The sequence below is a fragment of the Bradyrhizobium sp. 41S5 genome, from assembly GCF_011516665.3.
Lineage (GTDB): Bacteria > Pseudomonadota > Alphaproteobacteria > Rhizobiales > Xanthobacteraceae > Bradyrhizobium > Bradyrhizobium quebecense.
Map to the genome: position 1 here is coordinate 6,523,671 of NZ_CP083721.1, position 15,330 is coordinate 6,539,000.

Below are 15,330 nucleotides of genomic sequence, written 5' to 3' on the forward strand. Positions count from 1 at the left end.
GGTTGTTTAGTCCCGCGTCGCCGACAGCGTCGCCTGAGTCAGAGTTCTTGAGTCATGGTAGTGTCGCGTCGCGGGGCGTCTGCAAGGGCGCCCCGCACTAAATTTGAGAGTGCCCCGTCGAGCCACATCGTCATTGGCGATTGCGTGGCCGAGTTGTCGAAGCTTCAGGCCGGCTCGGTCGACCTGGTCTTCGCGGATCCTCCCTACAATCTGCAGCTCAAGGGCGATCTCAAGCGCCCCGACGAATCGCATGTCGATGCCGTCAACGACGACTGGGACAAGTTCTCGTCGTTCGCTGCCTATGACGATTTCACCCGCGCCTGGCTGCTCGCCTGCCGCCGCGTGATGAAGCCGTCGGCAACGTTGTGGGTGATCGGCTCCTATCACAATATCTTCCGCGTCGGCGCGATCATGCAGGACCTCGGCTTCTGGCTCCTGAACGACATCGTGTGGCGCAAGTCCAATCCGATGCCGAATTTCCGCGGCCGCCGCTTCACCAACGCGCACGAGACCATGATCTGGGCCGCGCGCGACGAGAAGGCCAAGGGCTACACCTTCAATTACGAAGCGCTGAAGGCGTCCAATGAGGACGTGCAGGCGCGCTCCGACTGGCTGATCCCGCTGTGCACCGGCGAGGAACGCCTCAAGGGCGACGATGGCAAGAAGGTCCATCCGACGCAGAAGCCCGAGCAGCTGCTCGCCCGCGTGCTGCTGTCGTCATCGAAGCCCGGCGATCTCGTGATCGATCCGTTCAACGGCACCGGAACGACAGGCGCTGTCGCCAAGAGGCTCGGCCGCAATTATATCGGCTTCGAGCGCGACAGGACCTATGCCGCCGCCGCCGAAGCCCGCATCGCCGCGATCGAGCCGCTGCCGGCCGAGACCTTGGCCCCGTTCATGACCGCGCGCGAGGCGCCGCGGGTGGCATTCTCCGAACTGATCGAACGCGGCATGATCGTGCCCGGCGCGAAACTCGTCGATGCCAAGAAGCGCCATGGCGCACTGGTGCGCGCCGACGGCGCCATCATGCTCGGCGACAAGGTCGGCTCGATCCACCGCATCGGCGCGGTCGCGCAGGGCTCCGGCGCCTGCAACGGCTGGACCTTCTGGCACGTCGAGACCAAGACCGGCCTAAGGCTGATCGACGAGTTGCGCGCCGAGATCCGCTCCGAGATGGCGGTGGGCTGAGCGGCCGCGAATGCGGCACCGTGGGATGGGTAGAGCGAAGCGAACCCCATGACCTTCATGCCGTGTGATCGATAGGTATCGCTTCGCGGCGCCCCAGAATGACAAAAGATGACGCTGTCTTGAACGTGGCCGCCTTGTTGCGCCGCGGCGCCGAGCCTACATTGACGTCCGTCACTTGCCGTTTCGATTGGTCGCCCGATGCGAAGACAATCCGAGACCTTGCTGCTGGTGCCGCTGTTGCCGGTCTTCCTGCTCGGCATGTTTCCGATGCTGCTGATCGGGCTGCTCGGATTCTTCGGCCTGATCATTTTCGGCATCCTGCTGGTCTGCGTCGGCCTGACGCTTGCCCTCGAGGCACATGGCGAATTCAATGAAGAGATCATCGTGCACGGCTATGCCCGCGGCTCCGAGCGCGCGACGCAGCTTTCCAACCTGCATGCCGCGACCCGCTCCGCCGCCGTGCTGGACGTCGCGGGACTTGCGCTGATCGTCGCGGGTATCCTGGGCTTCTTCCGGGGCGGCTGACCAGCGCTGCACGCGACCCTGATTCACAAACTCGTCGCTTGCGCATTGCAGCGAATTTTGCGCATGAGGGGCCAAGCGGCCTTTTCCCCCGCCGCGTCCCGATCTCGCCGGTCACAAGAACCAAGGGAGTCCCTTCATGATCAAATTCTATTTCAACGGCGCGCCGAACCCGAACAAGGTTGCCCTGTTCCTGGAAGAATCCGGCCTGCCGTTCGAGGCGATCCCGGTCGACACCCGCAAGGGCGAGCAATTCGCGCCGGAATTCCTCAAGGTCAACCCGAACGGCAAGGTGCCGGCGATCGACGATGACGGCGTGCTGGTGTTCGACTCGAACGCCATTCTGCTCTATCTCGCCGAGGAACACGGCAAGTTCCTGCCCGCCAACACGCCGGCCAACCGCGCCGCGACGCTGTCGTGGCTGATGTTCATCGCAACCGGCCTCGGCCCGTACTCCGGCCAGGCGGTGCACTTCAAGCATTTCGCGCCGAAGGACCTCGACTACGCCAACAACCGCTACCAGTACGAGGCGAACCGCCACTACAAGATCCTCGACGACCATCTGGCGAAGTCCCGCTACATGGTCGGAGACAGCTATACGATCGTCGACATGGCGTTCTGGGGCTGGGCGCGGATGGCGCCGTTCGTGCTCGGCGAGGAAAACTACGCGAAATATCCCAATGTGAAGCGTCTGGTCGACGAGATCTCGGCGCGGCCGGCCGCCGCCCGCGCCATCGCGCTGAAGGACAAGCACACCTTCAAGACCGAGATGGACGACGAAGCCCGCGGCATCATGTTCGGCCACCTCAAGAACAAGGTGGCGTAAGCGGTCCTTGACGCTACGCAGGGTGGGCGCGCTGACGCGTTGCCCACCCCGTTATTTCGATCGCCCGTTACGGCGGCCAGTACGGCCTGCCCTCGTCGTCCCGGCGGCGATGACAGATGTCGGCGCGGCAGACGCCGATATCCTGCAAGTCACGCTCGCTCATCGCGGCCAGCTGCCGCCATGAGCGCCGGTCCTCGCGCCACTGCCTGAACCAGAACAACGCCGCCGCGAATGCGGCAGGCAATGGCTCAACCCGCCGCGCGAACCTCTGCGGCTGGATACGGACCGAGGGCCTTCTCGGTCAGCACCGAGTCGCAATATTCCCTCACCTCCTTGATCCTGCCGCCGTCGAAGCGGAACACCAGGCAATAGTCGTTGTCGTAGCGCTGGCCTTCCTTGGTCAGGTTATTGCCTTTGGCCTCGACCACGACGATGTCGCCGTCGGCGATGATGCGATGCGCGATAGTGCGGCCGCGCTCGACCAGTCTCGAACGAACATGGCCGTGAAGGTCGTTCATGATCGATTGCTTGCCGGTGAAGGTGCGCGACCAGGAATATTGCCCGGTTACGGTCCAGATCGCGTCATCGGCGAGCGTCGCCATGAACAGCGATTTCTCGCGCACCGCGGGGTCTGGATCGCCCGCGACGGAAAACATCTGTTGCACCAGTTTCTTGTTGTCGGCTGCGCTCATGGCGCCTCTCCTTGCAATGGGTTGATGGCCCATCCTGCGGCGCCGGCGCACATTCTTCCAATCGATAGGTGGTATGATATATATTCACCAGATGAATTTGAATTCGCTTGACCTCAATCTGCTGGTCGCGCTCGACGCCCTGCTGCGCGATGCCAATGTCAGCCGCGCCGCGATGCGGCTCAATCTGTCGCAGCCCGCGACCAGCCACGCGCTGCAGCGGCTGCGCGACCTGATCGGCGATCCGCTGCTGGTGCGCAACGGCGCGCGGATGGAGCTGACGCCGCGGGCGCAGGCGCTGCGTTCACCGCTGGCGCAGGCGCTCGACCAGGTGCGCACGCTGTTCGTGTCCGATGATTTCGACCCCGCGCGCAGCGAGCGGCATTTCCGCCTGATGATGCCCGACCTCGCGGTCGAGCTGCTGATGCCGCGGCTGATGGAGAAGGTGACGCAGCTGGCGCCGAACGTCACCATCGACGTGGTGCCGTGGCCGAGCTCCGCGATCTTCACGCCCGACTTCGCCCGCACCATCGATCTCGTGATTTCGATCGGCAATTCCTTCAAGGGATTTCACCGCCAGCGGCTCTACACCGACATCGATGCGCTGGCGGTGCGGCGCGGTCACCCCGCCGGTGTCAAACTCGGGAAGCGCGAGGCGTTTCTCGCCGCGCGGCATGTCGCCGTGATCATCCGCGGCCACAACGAGGATCTGATCGACACCTGGCTGCGCGCCAAGGGCATCCAGCGACGGATCGCGCTGGTGGTGCCGGGCTATATCGAGCCGCTGCACGTCACGGCGCGCACCGACCTCGTCGCCTTCGTGCCGCGCCGGCTGATCTCCGCGCTGGCGAAACAATTATCGCTGGTGACGGTGACGCCGCCGCTCGATCCCGGCATCGACGAGCAGCATATGTTCTATCCGACACGGGCCCAGATGGATCCCGGTTCGATCTGGCTGCGCCGGCTGATGCTGGAGACCGGACGCGAGCTGGAGACGCGGAAGGTGTAGCTCAGCTCTATCCACACGTCGTCCCGGCGAAAGCCGGGCCCCATAACCACAGGGTTGCGTTGCGAGAGTGCGCTGCGGCCCCAGCGTCGCGCAACAACGATCATTCGTGGTTATGGGTCCCGGGTCGCGCTGCGCTTGCCCGGGACGACACCGAATTTCTCGCGCTTACACCTTCTGCTCGGCCAGCACCTTCTGCACCGCCGGGCGGCTCTCCATCGCGGCGCGATGCGCCTTCACCTTCGGCAGGGTCGCGATGTCGACGCCGTCGCCGTCGAGCCAGAGGGTGAGCGTGTAAAGATAGGCGTCGCCGACCGTGTAGCTGTCGCCCATCACCCAGGGGCCCTTCAGCATGTCGCGCTCGATCAGGTTGAAGCAGGCGCCCATGGTCTTCGGGACCATCGACTTCATGTCGGCGAACGACGTCTCCTGGGTCGCCCAGCGCGCGCCGCGCATCTTGTGGGCGTGGCAGACATGCACCGTCGAGCAGAGGTAGGAATTGAAGGCCTGCAGCCTGGCGAATGCGAAGGCGTCGTCGAGCGGCGCGAGCTTCGCCTGCGGATAGGTCTGCGCGATGTAGGCCAGCATCGCCGGCGTCTCGGTGAGCACGCCGCGGTCGGTCACCAGCGCCGGAACGCGGCCCTTCGGATTGATCTTCAGATACTCCAGGCTGTTCTGCTGGTTGATCTTGAAATCGAGCCGCTCGACCGAATACGGCGCGCCGGCCTCGGCCAATGCAATGTGGGACGCGAGGGCGCAGGTGCCGGGGGCGGTATAGAGCTTGAGCATGTCGTTGTCCTCTGCGGGCCTTGTCAGTTCGTTGCGAACCCGGCCTGGCTTGTTTTGGGATGCGGCAGACGTTAGCGGCAGCCCCCCCTTGCCGTCCACCCCGCGCGGTGCCGCGGACCTTGCCCGCAGCCGGGCCGCCATGCGATGACGATGGCCAATCGAGAGGGCTTTTCATGACTGTACTCATTGCAGGTGGCGGAATTGGCGGACTGACGCTGGCGCTCAGCCTGCACCAGATCGGCGTGCCCTGCCGCGTCTTCGAGAGCGTGCCCGAATTGCGGCCGCTCGGCGTCGGCATCAACGTGCTGCCGCATGCGGTACGCGAATTGATCGAGCTCGGCCTGCACGATGTGCTCGACGCATCGGCGGTGCGCACGCGCGAGCTCACCTATTTCTCCAAGCACGGCAAGCCGATCTGGAGCGAGCCGCGCGGGCTCGAGGCCGGCTATAAATGGCCGCAGTTCTCGATCCATCGCGGCCGGTTGCAGCAGCTGCTGCTCGATGCCGCGACCGAACGACTGGGAGCCGCGAACATCCTGACCAGCCATCACCTCACCAGCTGGACCGAGACCGCCGACGGAGTCCGCGCCGACTTCATCGACAAGGCGACCGGCAAACCCGCCGGCAGCTATGACGGCGCGGTGTTGATCGCCGCCGACGGCATCCATTCGGCGGTGCGCGAAAAGCTCTATCCGCAGGAAGGGCCTCCGATCTGGAACGGCCGCATCCTGTGGCGCGGCATCACCCGCGGGAATGCCTTCCTGACCGGCCGCACCATGATCATGGCCGGCCACGAGATCCTGAAATTCGTCTGCTATCCGATCTCGAAGGAGGCCGGCGCCGACGGCAAGTTCGACATCAACTGGGTCGCCGAGCGCCACATGCCGCCGACCTATCAATGGCGCCGCGAGGACTATAACCGCACGGCAAAACTCGACGAGTTCCTGCCGTGGTTCGAGAGCTGGAATTTCGACTGGCTCGACGTGCCCGGCCTGATCCGCAACTGTCCGCACGCCTACGAATATCCGCTGGTCGATCGCGATCCGATCCCGCAATGGACCTTCGGCCGCGTCACGCTGATGGGCGACGCCGCACATCCGATGTACCCGATCGGCTCCAACGGCGCCTCGCAGGCGATTTTGGATGCGCGCACGCTGACGCGCGAGATCCTGGCGCATGGCCCGACGCAGGCGGCGCTGTCAGCCTATGAGGCCGAACGGCGGCCCGCGACCACAGACCTCGTGATGCTGAACCGCCGCAACGGCCCCGAACAGGTCATGCAGCTGGTCGAGGAGCGCGCACCCAACGGCTTTGGCGTCGTCACCGAGGTGCTGTCGCAGCAGGAGCTGGAAGACATCGCCGCCAACTACAAGCGCGTCGCCGGCTTCCAGGTCGAGGGATTGAACGCCAAGCCGCCGATCGTGCAGCGGGCCGGGGCCTAAGCGCTCCGTGCATCAAAGCGCCACGCTATGATTCCGTCACCCTGAGGAGCCGCGAAGCGGCGTCTCGAAGGGTGCACGGCCCGCGCCGGTGGCCGCGCATGCTTCGAGGCTCGCCCAGCGGCGCAATTGCGCCGCAAGGCTCGCACCTCAGCATGACGGGACCGGCTACAGCGCGAGCCGCCCTAGCGCAGCGCCCGCGCCGCTTCCACCAGGCGGACGCTGCTGCTCGCCGTCGCGAGCAAAGTGCCGTCCGGGGCGGTCAACCGGCCCTCGACAAAGGCGATGGTCTTGCCGAGCTGCGTGACGGTCGCCTCGCCGGTGATCGGTCCGGGCTTGGCAGGCGCGAGGAAGTTCACATTCATCGTGACCGTCGTGGTGAAGAGCCTGCCCTCGGTCATGATGAACACCGCTGGGCCCATCGTGTCGTCGAGCATCGCCGAGAGCATGCCGCCCTGGATGAAGCCGGCCGGATTGCAGAAATCTTGCTTGCCGTCGAACACGATCCTGATCCAACCGTCCTGCGGACGGGCGTCAGCCACACGCCAACCCAGCAGCTTTGCGACGGGCGGCATCGCGATGCGGTCGAGTGCGGTTGCGATCATGGCGGCCTCCGTTTTGGACATCGTAGCCGAGACCTGCTGCCAGCATGGTGTCAGCAGGTCGTCTCCCCCTAGAGATCCAGCCCGTGCGCGATGGCCTTGCGCATCACGTTCGGAAACGCCTCGCCATCCAGCGTCGCCACCGGCACCCAGCGCATGCCGTCCGGCGCGCGGGTCCGCGCCGGAACATTGGCCGTGTAGACCACGAGCTCGAGCGGAAAGTGCGTGAACACGTGAGTGACCACGCCGGTCTTGCGGTGCCAGCGCGTGACGCCCTTGAGCTCCGGCGCCTGTGCGAGCGCGGCAGCATCCGCCTGCCCGGCAAGCCATTGCGATCCCGGCACCTCGGTCATGCCGCCGAGCAGGCCTTTGTCCGGGCGCGAACGCACCAGGAGCTCGCCGCCGCGCGTTACCACGAAGGCGGCGCCGCGGCGCAACGTGCCGGTTTTCTTCGGTGCCTTGCGCGGAAACGTCTCCTGGTTGCCGCGGGCGCGGCCTATGCAATCGTCATTTAGCGGACACAATGCGCAGGCCGGCTTCTTCGGCGTGCAGATGGTGGCACCGAGATCCATCAAGGCTTGCGCGCTGTCCCCGGCGCGGGAGGGGCCGAGCAATGTCGCCGCCATCTCCTTGATCAGTGGCTTGGCCTGCGGCAGCGCCGCCTCGATGGCGTAGAGCCGGGTGACAACGCGCTCGATGTTGCCGTCGACCGGCATGGTGCGGCGGTCGAATGCGATCGCGGCGATCGCCGCTGCGGTATAGGGCCCGATTCCGGGCAGCGCGCGCAGCCCCTCCTCGGTATCCGGAAACACTCCGCCATGGTCATTCAGCACCACAACCGCGCAGGCGTGCAGGTTGCGCGCGCGCGAATAATAGCCGAGCCCGGCCCACATCCTTAAGACATCGTCGAGCGAGGCGCGGCCGAGCGCGGTCACGTCGGGCCAGCGCGACAGGAATTTCTCGAAATAAGGCCCGACCGCCCTGACCGTGGTCTGCTGCAGCATGATCTCGGACAGCCACACGCGGTACGGATCGGCCCGCTCCCCCGCCTCCGCACGCCACGGCAGCCGCCGGCGATGCCGGTCATACCAGGCAAGCAGCCGCGCCGGGCGGTCGGTTTGCTGGTCGGTCGGTTTGGTCTTGGCGGCCGCGCGAGAACTCATGGACGTATCTTAAGGCAAATCTCGCGACGAGATGCCCGGGCCTGACCTGGGCATCCACGTCTTTCTTATCCCTGGACGGAAGCCCCGCCACATTGATGAACGCGGTTTCGGCCACATCGCCACTGCTGCTATAGTCCCGTCATGCCCAGACCCGGCCCGATCAGCGCAAAGCCCCTGTCGATCCTGCTCAGCGACGTCTTCACCGACGCCTATGCCAAGCAGGGCTTTGCCGCGCGCGAACTGGTGACGCGCTGGACCGAGATCGCGGGCGAGCGGATCGCGGCCTATTGCGAGCCCCTGAAGATCCAGTGGCCTCGGCCGGTCGAGGGGCAGCCGCAGGAGCCGGCCACGCTGGTGCTGCGGGTCGAGGGGCCGATGGCGCTGGAGATCCAGCACTCCTCCGACGTCATCCTGGAACGGGTGAACCGCTTCTTCGGCTGGCACGCGGTCGGCCGCCTGACGATCCGGCAGGCGCCGCTTTCGCGCCGCGCCCCCCCGACCCGGCCGCGCCAGCCCGACGCCAAAGCCGTGGCCCGGGAGGCGGCAAATCTTGAGGCCGTCGAGGACGATGATCTGCGCGCCGCGCTGGCCCGACTGGGTGCCTCGATCAAGCGAAATTGACGCTTTTCGTGGGCACGGCCGCGAGACCCCGGCATTGCCACAATGGTCGTTTCAAGCTAGCGAAGGCTTCTTTTCGGGACCCCCTTAATTCTGGCGTGAATGCGCCAATCCGGGAGCTGACCTTGATCATCACGCGCCGCGCTTTCACCACCGCTCTCTCGCTGACCGGGCTTGCCGCCCTCGCCGGGCTGTCGCCGCTGCGCCTGATCACGGACGCGTTCGCGCAGACCGCCGCCGAGGTCGCCAAGCCGCAGTCGCTGCCGGACATGGGGCTCGGCCCGGCGGACGCCAAGGTGACCATCATCGAATACGCCTCGATGACCTGCCCGCACTGCGCCAACTTCAACGAGACCGTGTTCCCGAAGATCAAGTCGACCTACATCGACTCGGGCAAGGTCCGCTACGTGTTCCGCGAATTCCCGCTCGACATCAAGGCCGCCGCCGGCTCGATGCTGGCGCGCTGCATCGCCAAGGACGACGCGCCGAAGTTCTTCGCGGTGATCGACCTGCTGTTCCGCCAGCAGAACGACTGGGTGGTCAAGAACACCACCGAGACGCTGACGCGGATCGGCAAGCAGGCCGGCCTCAGCCAGCAGCAGGTCGAGGACTGCCTGAAGGATCAGACGCTGCTCGACAAGATCGCCGCCGACCAGAAATACGCCAACGACGTGCTGAAGGTGAACTCGACGCCGACCTTCTTCGTCAATGGCGAGATGCTGAAGGGCGAGACCTCGTTCGAGGAGTTCAGCAAGCACATCGATCCGCTGCTGAAGAGCTGATCACGCGCCCGCGAATCTGACGTCGTTGTGCCCGCGTTCGAGTCGCGGCACGATAATTGTGGATGATTTGCGATCACGGCATGCGGCCGTCGCATAATTTGGTTGTTGAAAACCTGATTCGCACGATGCGAATCTTCGAGGACATGCAGGGGCCATACAACCCCTGTAAATCCCTTGGGAAAAGCTTGGTCAAGCGGTTGCCCTGACGCACTCGCATCGCCATTGTCGCCGCTCATGAGAGCTGCACGCAGCTATTCACCCCAGACACCGACATTGCCATCCATGGTATTGTCACGGCAGGGAGATTCGCGCCCGGCCAAACGAGATTTGTGTACATGAAGCTCACGCGCCTCCGCCTGCACGGTTTCAAGTCGTTCGTTGAACCCACCGATTTCATGATCGAGCCGGGCCTGACCGGCGTCGTCGGACCGAACGGCTGCGGCAAATCCAATCTGGTCGAAGCGCTGCGCTGGGCGATGGGCGAGACCTCGCACAAGTCGCTGCGCGCCGCCGACATGGATGCGGTGATCTTCGCCGGTTCCGGCAACCGCCCGGCGCGCAACCACGCCGAAGTCGTGATGACGATCGACAATTCCGATCGCTCGGCGCCGGCCGCGATGAACGACAGCCAGCTGCTCGAAATCTCCCGCCGCATCGAGCGCGAGGCCGGCTCGGTCTACCGCATCAACGGTCGCGACGTGCGCGCCCGCGACGTCCAGATCCTGTTCGCCGACGCCGCTACCGGCGCGCGTTCGCCGGCCCTGGTCCACCAGGGCAAGATCGGCGAGATCATTCAGGCCAAGCCCGAGCAGCGCCGCCGCGTGCTGGAAGACGCCGCCGGCGTCGCCGGACTGCATGCCCGCCGCCACGAGGCGGAACTGCGGCTGAAGGCGGCCGAAACCAACCTCACCCGTGTCGAGGACGTGATCGGCCAGCTCAGCGGCCAGATGGAAGGCCTGAAGAAGCAGGCCCGTCAGGCGATTCGCTACCGCGAGGTCGCCGCCAAGGTGCGCAAATCCGAGGCCATGCTGTTCCATCTGCGCTGGATCGGGGCCAATGCCGACGTCAACGACGCCGCGCGGACCCATGATCTCGCCGTGCGCGAGATGGCCGAGCGCACCCAGCATCAAGCGGAAGCCGCGCGCATCCAGGCGATCCGCGCCACCGAACTGCCGGCGCTGCGCGACGCCGAGGCGCGCGCCGCCGCCGGCCTGCAGCGCCTGACCAATGCGCGCGAGATGCTCGACCGTGAGGAGCAGCGCGCCAAGGAACGCGTCGGCGAGCTCGATCGCCGCCTCACGCAGTTCGCCCAGGACATCGCGCGCGAACAGCAGCAGACCTCCGATGCCGACATCGCGTTGCAGCGGCTCGACACCGAAGACGCCGAGCTGAAGGAAGAGATCAAGTCGCGGGTCGAGAAGCGCTCCGGCGTCGACGAGCGCGTATCGGAGGCCGAGGAGATCCTGGCCGCGACCGAGCGCCAGTTCTCCGAGCTGACCACGCAGCTCGCCGACCTGACCGCCAAGCGCAACCAGCTCGAAGCCGGCGTGCGCACGCATCGCGATCGGCTGGCCCGGCTCGATCAGGAGATCGCCAACGTCCAGGCCGAAGAAACCAAGCTCGCGCAGGAGACCGGCAATCTCGGCGACATCGACGCGCTCGCCGCCGCTATGGAGATGGCGCAGCAGACGCTCGCCGAATCCGAGGCGGCTGTGCAGGAGAGCGAGGCGCATCACGCCGCCGCACGGCAGACGCTGGAATCCTCCCGCAATCCGCTCGCTGAAGCCGATAAGCGCGTGCAGCGGCTCGAGACCGAAGCCCGCACCATCTCCAAGCTCGTCACCAGCGAGACCAAGAATCTGTGGCCGCCGATCATCGACGGCATCACGGTCGCCAAGGGCTACGAAAAGGCGATCGGCGCCGTGCTCGGCGACGACCTCGACGCGCCGGTGGATTCCTCCGCCCCGATGCGCTGGACCAATGTCGGTGAAGCCGCGGGCGATCCTGCGCTACCGGATGGCGTTGAGCGGCTGGCCGATCACGTCCAGGCGCCGCCGGAACTGGCGCGCCGTCTGGCCCAGATCGGCGTGGTGGCCAAGGAACGCGGCGCGGCGCTGGTGTCGCAGCTGAAGACCGGCCAGCGGCTGGTGTCGCTCGAAGGCGACGTCTGGCGCTGGGACGGCTTTGTCGCCGACGCCCACGCCCCGACCGGTGCGGCACGCCGCCTCGCCGAACGCGCCCGCCTGGTAGATATCGAGCATGAGCTTGAACAGGCCCGCATCGATGCCGCCGCCAAACGCCAGGCGCTGGAGACGGCTGAAGAAGAATTGCGCTCGGCGTCCGCCGCCGAGGGTGCCTCGCGCGAAGCCGTGCGCGCCGCCCGCCGCGAGACCGATGCCGCGCGTGAGCGCCATGCCACGACCGAACGCGAGATCAACCGCCACTCTGCGCGCAAATCGGCGCTGACCGAGGCACACAGCCGCGTCGCCGCCGACCGCGCCGAGGCCGAAGCCGCCCATGAGAGCGCAGTTGCCGCGCTGTCCGAGTTGCCGCCGGGCGTCGAGACCGAAGCCCAGCTCGCCGCGGTTCGCGCCGAGATCGACAACCAGCGCCGTGCCGCGGCACAAGTCCGCGCCGAGGCGCAGGCGCTCGCCCGCGAGGCCGAACTCGCCGACCGCCGCGTGCAGGCCATCGTTGCCGAACGCAACGAGTGGCAGAGCCGCAAGACCAGCGCCGCCTCGCAGGTCGGCACCATCGAAGAGCGCATCGCCGAGGTGTCGGCCGAGCGCGAGGAACTGGCCAATGCGCCGGAAGTGTTCGCCGAGAAGCGCAGCGCGCTGATCACGGAGATCGAGCACGCCGAGGGCGATCGCCGGATCGCCGCCGATGCGCTGGCGACGGCGGAAGCCGCGATGGCGGAAACCGATCGCCTCGCCAAGACCTCGCTCGAAGCGCTCTCCTCCTCCCGCGAAGCCACCGCGCGCGCCGAAGAGCGCATGGAAGGCACCCGCCGCCGCCTCGCCGACATCGAGCGCGAAATCCACGACATGCTCGAGGTCGAACCGAGCGCGGTCGTCGGCATGGCCGAGATCGAGCCCGGCGCGGAGCTGCCGCCGGTCGCGCAAGTTGAAGAAGAACTCGAAAAGCTGCGCCGCGACCGCGAGCGCCTGGGCGCAGTCAATCTGCGCGCCGAGGAAGAACTCAAGGAAGTCGAGACCCAGCACACCGCGCTGACCACCGAACGCGACGACCTGGTCGAGGCGATCAAGCGGCTGCGGCAGGGCATCCAGAGTCTCAACCGCGAAGCGCGCGAGCGTCTGCTGACCTCGTTCGAGACCGTCAACAACCACTTCAAGCGGCTGTTCACCGAGCTGTTCGGCGGCGGCGAAGCGGCGCTGCATCTGATCGAGAGCGACGATCCGCTCGAGGCCGGCCTCGAGATCATCGCCAAGCCGCCCGGCAAGAAGCCGCAGACGCTGTCGCTGCTGTCCGGCGGCGAGCAGGCGCTGACGGCGCTCGCGCTGATCTTCGCGGTGTTCCTGACCAACCCGTCGCCGATCTGCGTGCTGGACGAAGTCGACGCGCCGCTCGACGACCACAACGTCGAACGGTTCTGCACCCTGCTGAACGAGATGACGGCGTCGACCGAAACCCGCTTTATCATCATCACGCACAATCCGATCACGATGGCGCGGATGAACCGGCTGTTCGGCGTCACCATGGCCGAGCGCGGCGTGTCCCAGCTGGTGTCGGTCGACCTGCAGGGCGCGGTCGATATCCTCGACCAGAACGTGGCGTAACGCACTCAGGCGTCATCCTGAGGAGCCGCGCATTCGCGCGGCGTCTCGAAGGATGGGCCACGACTCGTGATTGTCATCCTTCGAGGCTCGCAAGCGCTCGCACCTCAGGATGACGGCGAACCATGACTTCACCCGACCTCCCCGCCGAACTCAGGACGGCCCTCAACGCTAGGCTCGAAGGCCTGTCGCGCAGCGATGCCGCCGGCCGCGCCGCCGTGATCTCGCAGACCTATCGCGAGGGCGGCGGCTCCGGGACGATCCGGACCGAAACCGATGCGCTGGCCTACGCGCTGGCGCGGATGCCGGCGACCTATGCCGCCGTGGTAGCGAGCCTCAATGCGCTGACGGAGATCCGGCCGGACTTCGCGCCGGCGAGCCTGCTCGATGTCGGTGCCGGCCCCGGGACCGCGACCTGGGCGGCCGCGGAGACGTTCACATCGCTAAACGGCTTCACCCTGCTCGACGCCAATGGCGCGTTACGAACGCTCGCCGAGGGGCTGTTTCACGGCAGCATTCGTCTGCGCGACATCAACTATGAACTCGGCCAGGCCCGCGCCTTGCTGGACAAGGCCGATCCGGCCGACCTCGTCGTCGCCAGCTACATGATCGGCGAGCTCGGCGAAACCGAGCGCGCGGCACTGGCCGATACGCTGTGGTCCAAAACCGGCGATACTTTATTGGTCGTCGAACCCGGCACGCCCGCGGGCTATGCGCGGATCATCGCACTCCGCGCCCGATTGATCGCCGCCGGCGCGCATGTCATAGCCCCCTGCCCGCATGACGGCGGCTGCCCGCTGGTCGCGCCCGACTGGTGCCATTTCTCGCAGCGCCTGCAACGCTCGCGCGCGCACAAGCAGGTCAAGGGCGCCGATGCCCCGTTCGAGGACGAGCGCTTCGCCTATGTCGTGCTGAGCCGCGCGCGCGTTGAGAACCGGCCATCGCGCGTGCTGGCGCAGCCCGATGTCGGCAAGGTCGAGGTTGCGGCCAAGCTCTGTACGCCCGAGGGCGTCGTCGTCGCCCGAGTACCCCGCCGTGCCAAGGCTGATTACGCCAGCGCCCGGCGTTGGCGCTGGGGCGATGCAGTTTAGCTGCTTGCGTCGTCCCGGCGAAGGCCGGGACCCATACGCCGCGGCCCGCGGAAGGGGCACAAGCGGCGTCGGCTTTGCTTCATCATCAAGATTGGTGGTTATGGGTCCCGGCTTTCGCCGGGATGACGAATGTTGAACCAATCTTGGTTCTGTTCCGACCAACGATTGCCCACCTTTTCGCGGCGGGCTGCCCTGCGCCCCAATCTTGGGCTACGGTGCCGCCGTCTCGTCCATCAGGAGCTGCCTTGTCATGTCGACCAGTTGGATCGTTATCGGCGTCATCGTCCTACTCGTGCTGTTTGCGTTCGGCGCCTACAACCGCCTCGTCGCGCTCGGCCAGCGGGTCAGCCAGGCCTTTGCCGACATCGATGTGCAGCTCAAGCAGCGCCACGACCTGGTCCCGAATCTGGTCGAGACGGTGAAGGGCTATGCGTCCCACGAGCGCGGCACGCTCGATGACGTGATCAAGGCACGTGGGGCTGCGATGTCGGCACAGGGGCCGGCCCAGGTCTCGGCGGCGGAGAACCAGCTCTCCGGCGCGCTCGGCCGGCTGATCGCACTGTCCGAGGCCTATCCGGACCTCAAGGCCAACGCCAATTTCCAGCAGCTCGCCTCGGAGCTTTCCGATCTCGAGAACAAGATCGCCGCCAGCCGCCGCTTCTTCAACAACGCGGTCCAGGAATACAACACCGGCATCCAGCAGATGCCGGCCGCGCTGTTCGCCGGCATGTTCGGCTTCACCCGCAAGGATTTCTTCGACCTCGGCGCCAGCCGCACAGAGGTCGAGGCGGCACCGAGCGTGAAGTTCTGAGGCGCAA

At 66.2% G+C, this 15,330-nt stretch carries 15 protein-coding genes; 10 read left to right on the forward strand and 5 right to left on the reverse strand.

Features of this window, described 5'->3' with window-relative positions; translation table 11 throughout:
- Positions 1-54 precede the first annotated feature (54 nt).
- The 3 genes from HAP47_RS31350 to HAP47_RS31360 all read left to right on the forward strand — a co-directional run bounded on the left by HAP47_RS31350 (position 55) and on the right by HAP47_RS31360 (position 2,536).
- Complete coding sequence (locus tag HAP47_RS31350) at positions 55-1,188, forward strand: site-specific DNA-methyltransferase (RefSeq protein WP_173641249.1); 1,134 nt, start codon at positions 55-57, stop codon at positions 1,186-1,188.
- Between the two features lie 198 nt (positions 1,189-1,386).
- Positions 1,387-1,713 carry a hypothetical protein gene (locus HAP47_RS31355; RefSeq protein WP_173641248.1) on the forward strand — a complete coding sequence of 109 codons (327 nt, stop codon included), beginning with the start codon at positions 1,387-1,389 and terminating at the stop codon, positions 1,711-1,713.
- Positions 1,714-1,849: 136 nt separating this feature from the next.
- Positions 1,850-2,536, forward strand: a complete 687-nt coding sequence (locus HAP47_RS31360; RefSeq protein ID WP_173641247.1) for a glutathione S-transferase family protein — start codon at positions 1,850-1,852, stop codon at positions 2,534-2,536.
- A gap of 67 nt (positions 2,537-2,603) precedes the next feature.
- Here the strand turns inward: HAP47_RS31360 and HAP47_RS31365 are convergent, their stop codons facing one another.
- Both HAP47_RS31365 and HAP47_RS31370 read right to left on the reverse strand, forming a co-directional pair.
- A complete protein-coding gene (locus tag HAP47_RS31365) occupies positions 2,604-2,780 on the reverse strand; it encodes a DUF1127 domain-containing protein (protein ID WP_231168491.1) in 177 nt (58 codons plus the stop codon).
- A 4-nt stretch (positions 2,781-2,784) separates the two neighbouring features.
- Complete coding sequence (locus HAP47_RS31370; protein ID WP_173641246.1) at positions 2,785-3,228, reverse strand: nuclear transport factor 2 family protein; 444 nt, start codon at positions 3,226-3,228, stop codon at positions 2,785-2,787.
- A 91-nt stretch (positions 3,229-3,319) separates the two neighbouring features.
- Between HAP47_RS31370 and HAP47_RS31375 the strand changes: the two genes are divergently transcribed.
- Complete coding sequence (locus HAP47_RS31375) at positions 3,320-4,234, forward strand: LysR family transcriptional regulator (protein ID WP_173641245.1); 915 nt, start codon at positions 3,320-3,322, stop codon at positions 4,232-4,234.
- A 165-nt stretch (positions 4,235-4,399) separates the two neighbouring features.
- Here the strand turns inward: HAP47_RS31375 and HAP47_RS31380 are convergent, their stop codons facing one another.
- Positions 4,400-5,020: a glutathione S-transferase family protein gene (locus HAP47_RS31380; RefSeq protein ID WP_173641244.1), complete on the reverse strand. Its 621-nt coding sequence runs from the start codon at positions 5,018-5,020 to the stop codon at positions 4,400-4,402.
- Positions 5,021-5,193: 173 nt separating this feature from the next.
- On the opposite strand from HAP47_RS31380, the gene HAP47_RS31385 reads away from it, so the two are divergent.
- Entirely contained in the window at positions 5,194-6,462 is a 1,269-nt protein-coding gene (locus HAP47_RS31385; protein WP_173641243.1) for a flavin-dependent oxidoreductase, read from the forward strand.
- Between the two features lie 182 nt (positions 6,463-6,644).
- On the opposite strand, the gene HAP47_RS31390 is transcribed toward HAP47_RS31385, so the two are convergent.
- Together HAP47_RS31390 and mutY are read right to left on the reverse strand one after the other, a co-directional pair.
- Positions 6,645-7,064, reverse strand: a complete 420-nt coding sequence (locus HAP47_RS31390) for a PaaI family thioesterase (RefSeq protein WP_173641242.1) — start codon at positions 7,062-7,064, stop codon at positions 6,645-6,647.
- 68 nt (positions 7,065-7,132) lie between these two features.
- Positions 7,133-8,224 carry an A/G-specific adenine glycosylase gene (gene mutY / locus HAP47_RS31395; protein ID WP_173641241.1) on the reverse strand — a complete coding sequence of 364 codons (1,092 nt, stop codon included), beginning with the start codon at positions 8,222-8,224 and terminating at the stop codon, positions 7,133-7,135.
- Between the two features lie 141 nt (positions 8,225-8,365).
- Here mutY and HAP47_RS31400 point away from each other — a divergent pair, with 141 nt between their 5' ends.
- From HAP47_RS31400 to HAP47_RS31420, 5 genes are all read left to right on the forward strand, one after another.
- Positions 8,366-8,845 (forward strand): DUF721 domain-containing protein, encoded by a 480-nt coding sequence (locus HAP47_RS31400; protein WP_173641240.1) that lies wholly within the window; start codon positions 8,366-8,368, stop codon positions 8,843-8,845.
- Positions 8,846-8,967: 122 nt separating this feature from the next.
- Complete coding sequence (locus HAP47_RS31405; RefSeq protein WP_092124558.1) at positions 8,968-9,624, forward strand: DsbA family protein; 657 nt, start codon at positions 8,968-8,970, stop codon at positions 9,622-9,624.
- Positions 9,625-9,959: 335 nt separating this feature from the next.
- Positions 9,960-13,424 carry a chromosome segregation protein SMC gene (gene smc / locus HAP47_RS31410; RefSeq protein ID WP_173641239.1) on the forward strand — a complete coding sequence of 1,155 codons (3,465 nt, stop codon included), beginning with the start codon at positions 9,960-9,962 and terminating at the stop codon, positions 13,422-13,424.
- A gap of 122 nt (positions 13,425-13,546) precedes the next feature.
- The gene (locus tag HAP47_RS31415; RefSeq protein ID WP_173641238.1) at positions 13,547-14,512 is read left to right on the forward strand and encodes a small ribosomal subunit Rsm22 family protein; all 966 of its coding nucleotides are present in this window, start codon (positions 13,547-13,549) and stop codon (positions 14,510-14,512) included.
- 250 nt (positions 14,513-14,762) lie between these two features.
- A complete protein-coding gene (locus HAP47_RS31420; protein ID WP_173641237.1) occupies positions 14,763-15,323 on the forward strand; it encodes a LemA family protein in 561 nt (186 codons plus the stop codon).
- Positions 15,324-15,330 lie beyond the last annotated feature (7 nt).

What these genes read in the sequence shown, in the direction of transcription:
- HAP47_RS31385 (WP_173641243.1), top strand. Translation starts at nt 5,194, where the DNA reads ATGACTGTACTCATTGCAGGTGGCGGAATTGGCGGACTGACGCTGGCG.
- HAP47_RS31420 (WP_173641237.1), top strand. Translation starts at nt 14,763, where the DNA reads ATGTCGACCAGTTGGATCGTTATCGGCGTCATCGTCCTACTCGTGCTG.
- mutY (WP_173641241.1), bottom strand. Translation starts at nt 8,224, where the DNA reads ATGAGTTCTCGCGCGGCCGCCAAGACCAAACCGACCGACCAGCAAACC.
- HAP47_RS31370 (WP_173641246.1), bottom strand. Translation starts at nt 3,228, where the DNA reads ATGAGCGCAGCCGACAACAAGAAACTGGTGCAACAGATGTTTTCCGTC.
- smc (WP_173641239.1), top strand. Translation starts at nt 9,960, where the DNA reads ATGAAGCTCACGCGCCTCCGCCTGCACGGTTTCAAGTCGTTCGTTGAA.
- HAP47_RS31415 (WP_173641238.1), top strand. Translation starts at nt 13,547, where the DNA reads ATGACTTCACCCGACCTCCCCGCCGAACTCAGGACGGCCCTCAACGCT.
- HAP47_RS31390 (WP_173641242.1), bottom strand. Translation starts at nt 7,064, where the DNA reads ATGATCGCAACCGCACTCGACCGCATCGCGATGCCGCCCGTCGCAAAG.
- HAP47_RS31375 (WP_173641245.1), top strand. Translation starts at nt 3,320, where the DNA reads ATGAATTTGAATTCGCTTGACCTCAATCTGCTGGTCGCGCTCGACGCC.
- HAP47_RS31355 (WP_173641248.1), top strand. Translation starts at nt 1,387, where the DNA reads ATGCGAAGACAATCCGAGACCTTGCTGCTGGTGCCGCTGTTGCCGGTC.
- HAP47_RS31360 (WP_173641247.1), top strand. Translation starts at nt 1,850, where the DNA reads ATGATCAAATTCTATTTCAACGGCGCGCCGAACCCGAACAAGGTTGCC.
- HAP47_RS31380 (WP_173641244.1), bottom strand. Translation starts at nt 5,020, where the DNA reads ATGCTCAAGCTCTATACCGCCCCCGGCACCTGCGCCCTCGCGTCCCAC.
- HAP47_RS31350 (WP_173641249.1), top strand. Translation starts at nt 55, where the DNA reads ATGGTAGTGTCGCGTCGCGGGGCGTCTGCAAGGGCGCCCCGCACTAAA.
- HAP47_RS31400 (WP_173641240.1), top strand. Translation starts at nt 8,366, where the DNA reads ATGCCCAGACCCGGCCCGATCAGCGCAAAGCCCCTGTCGATCCTGCTC.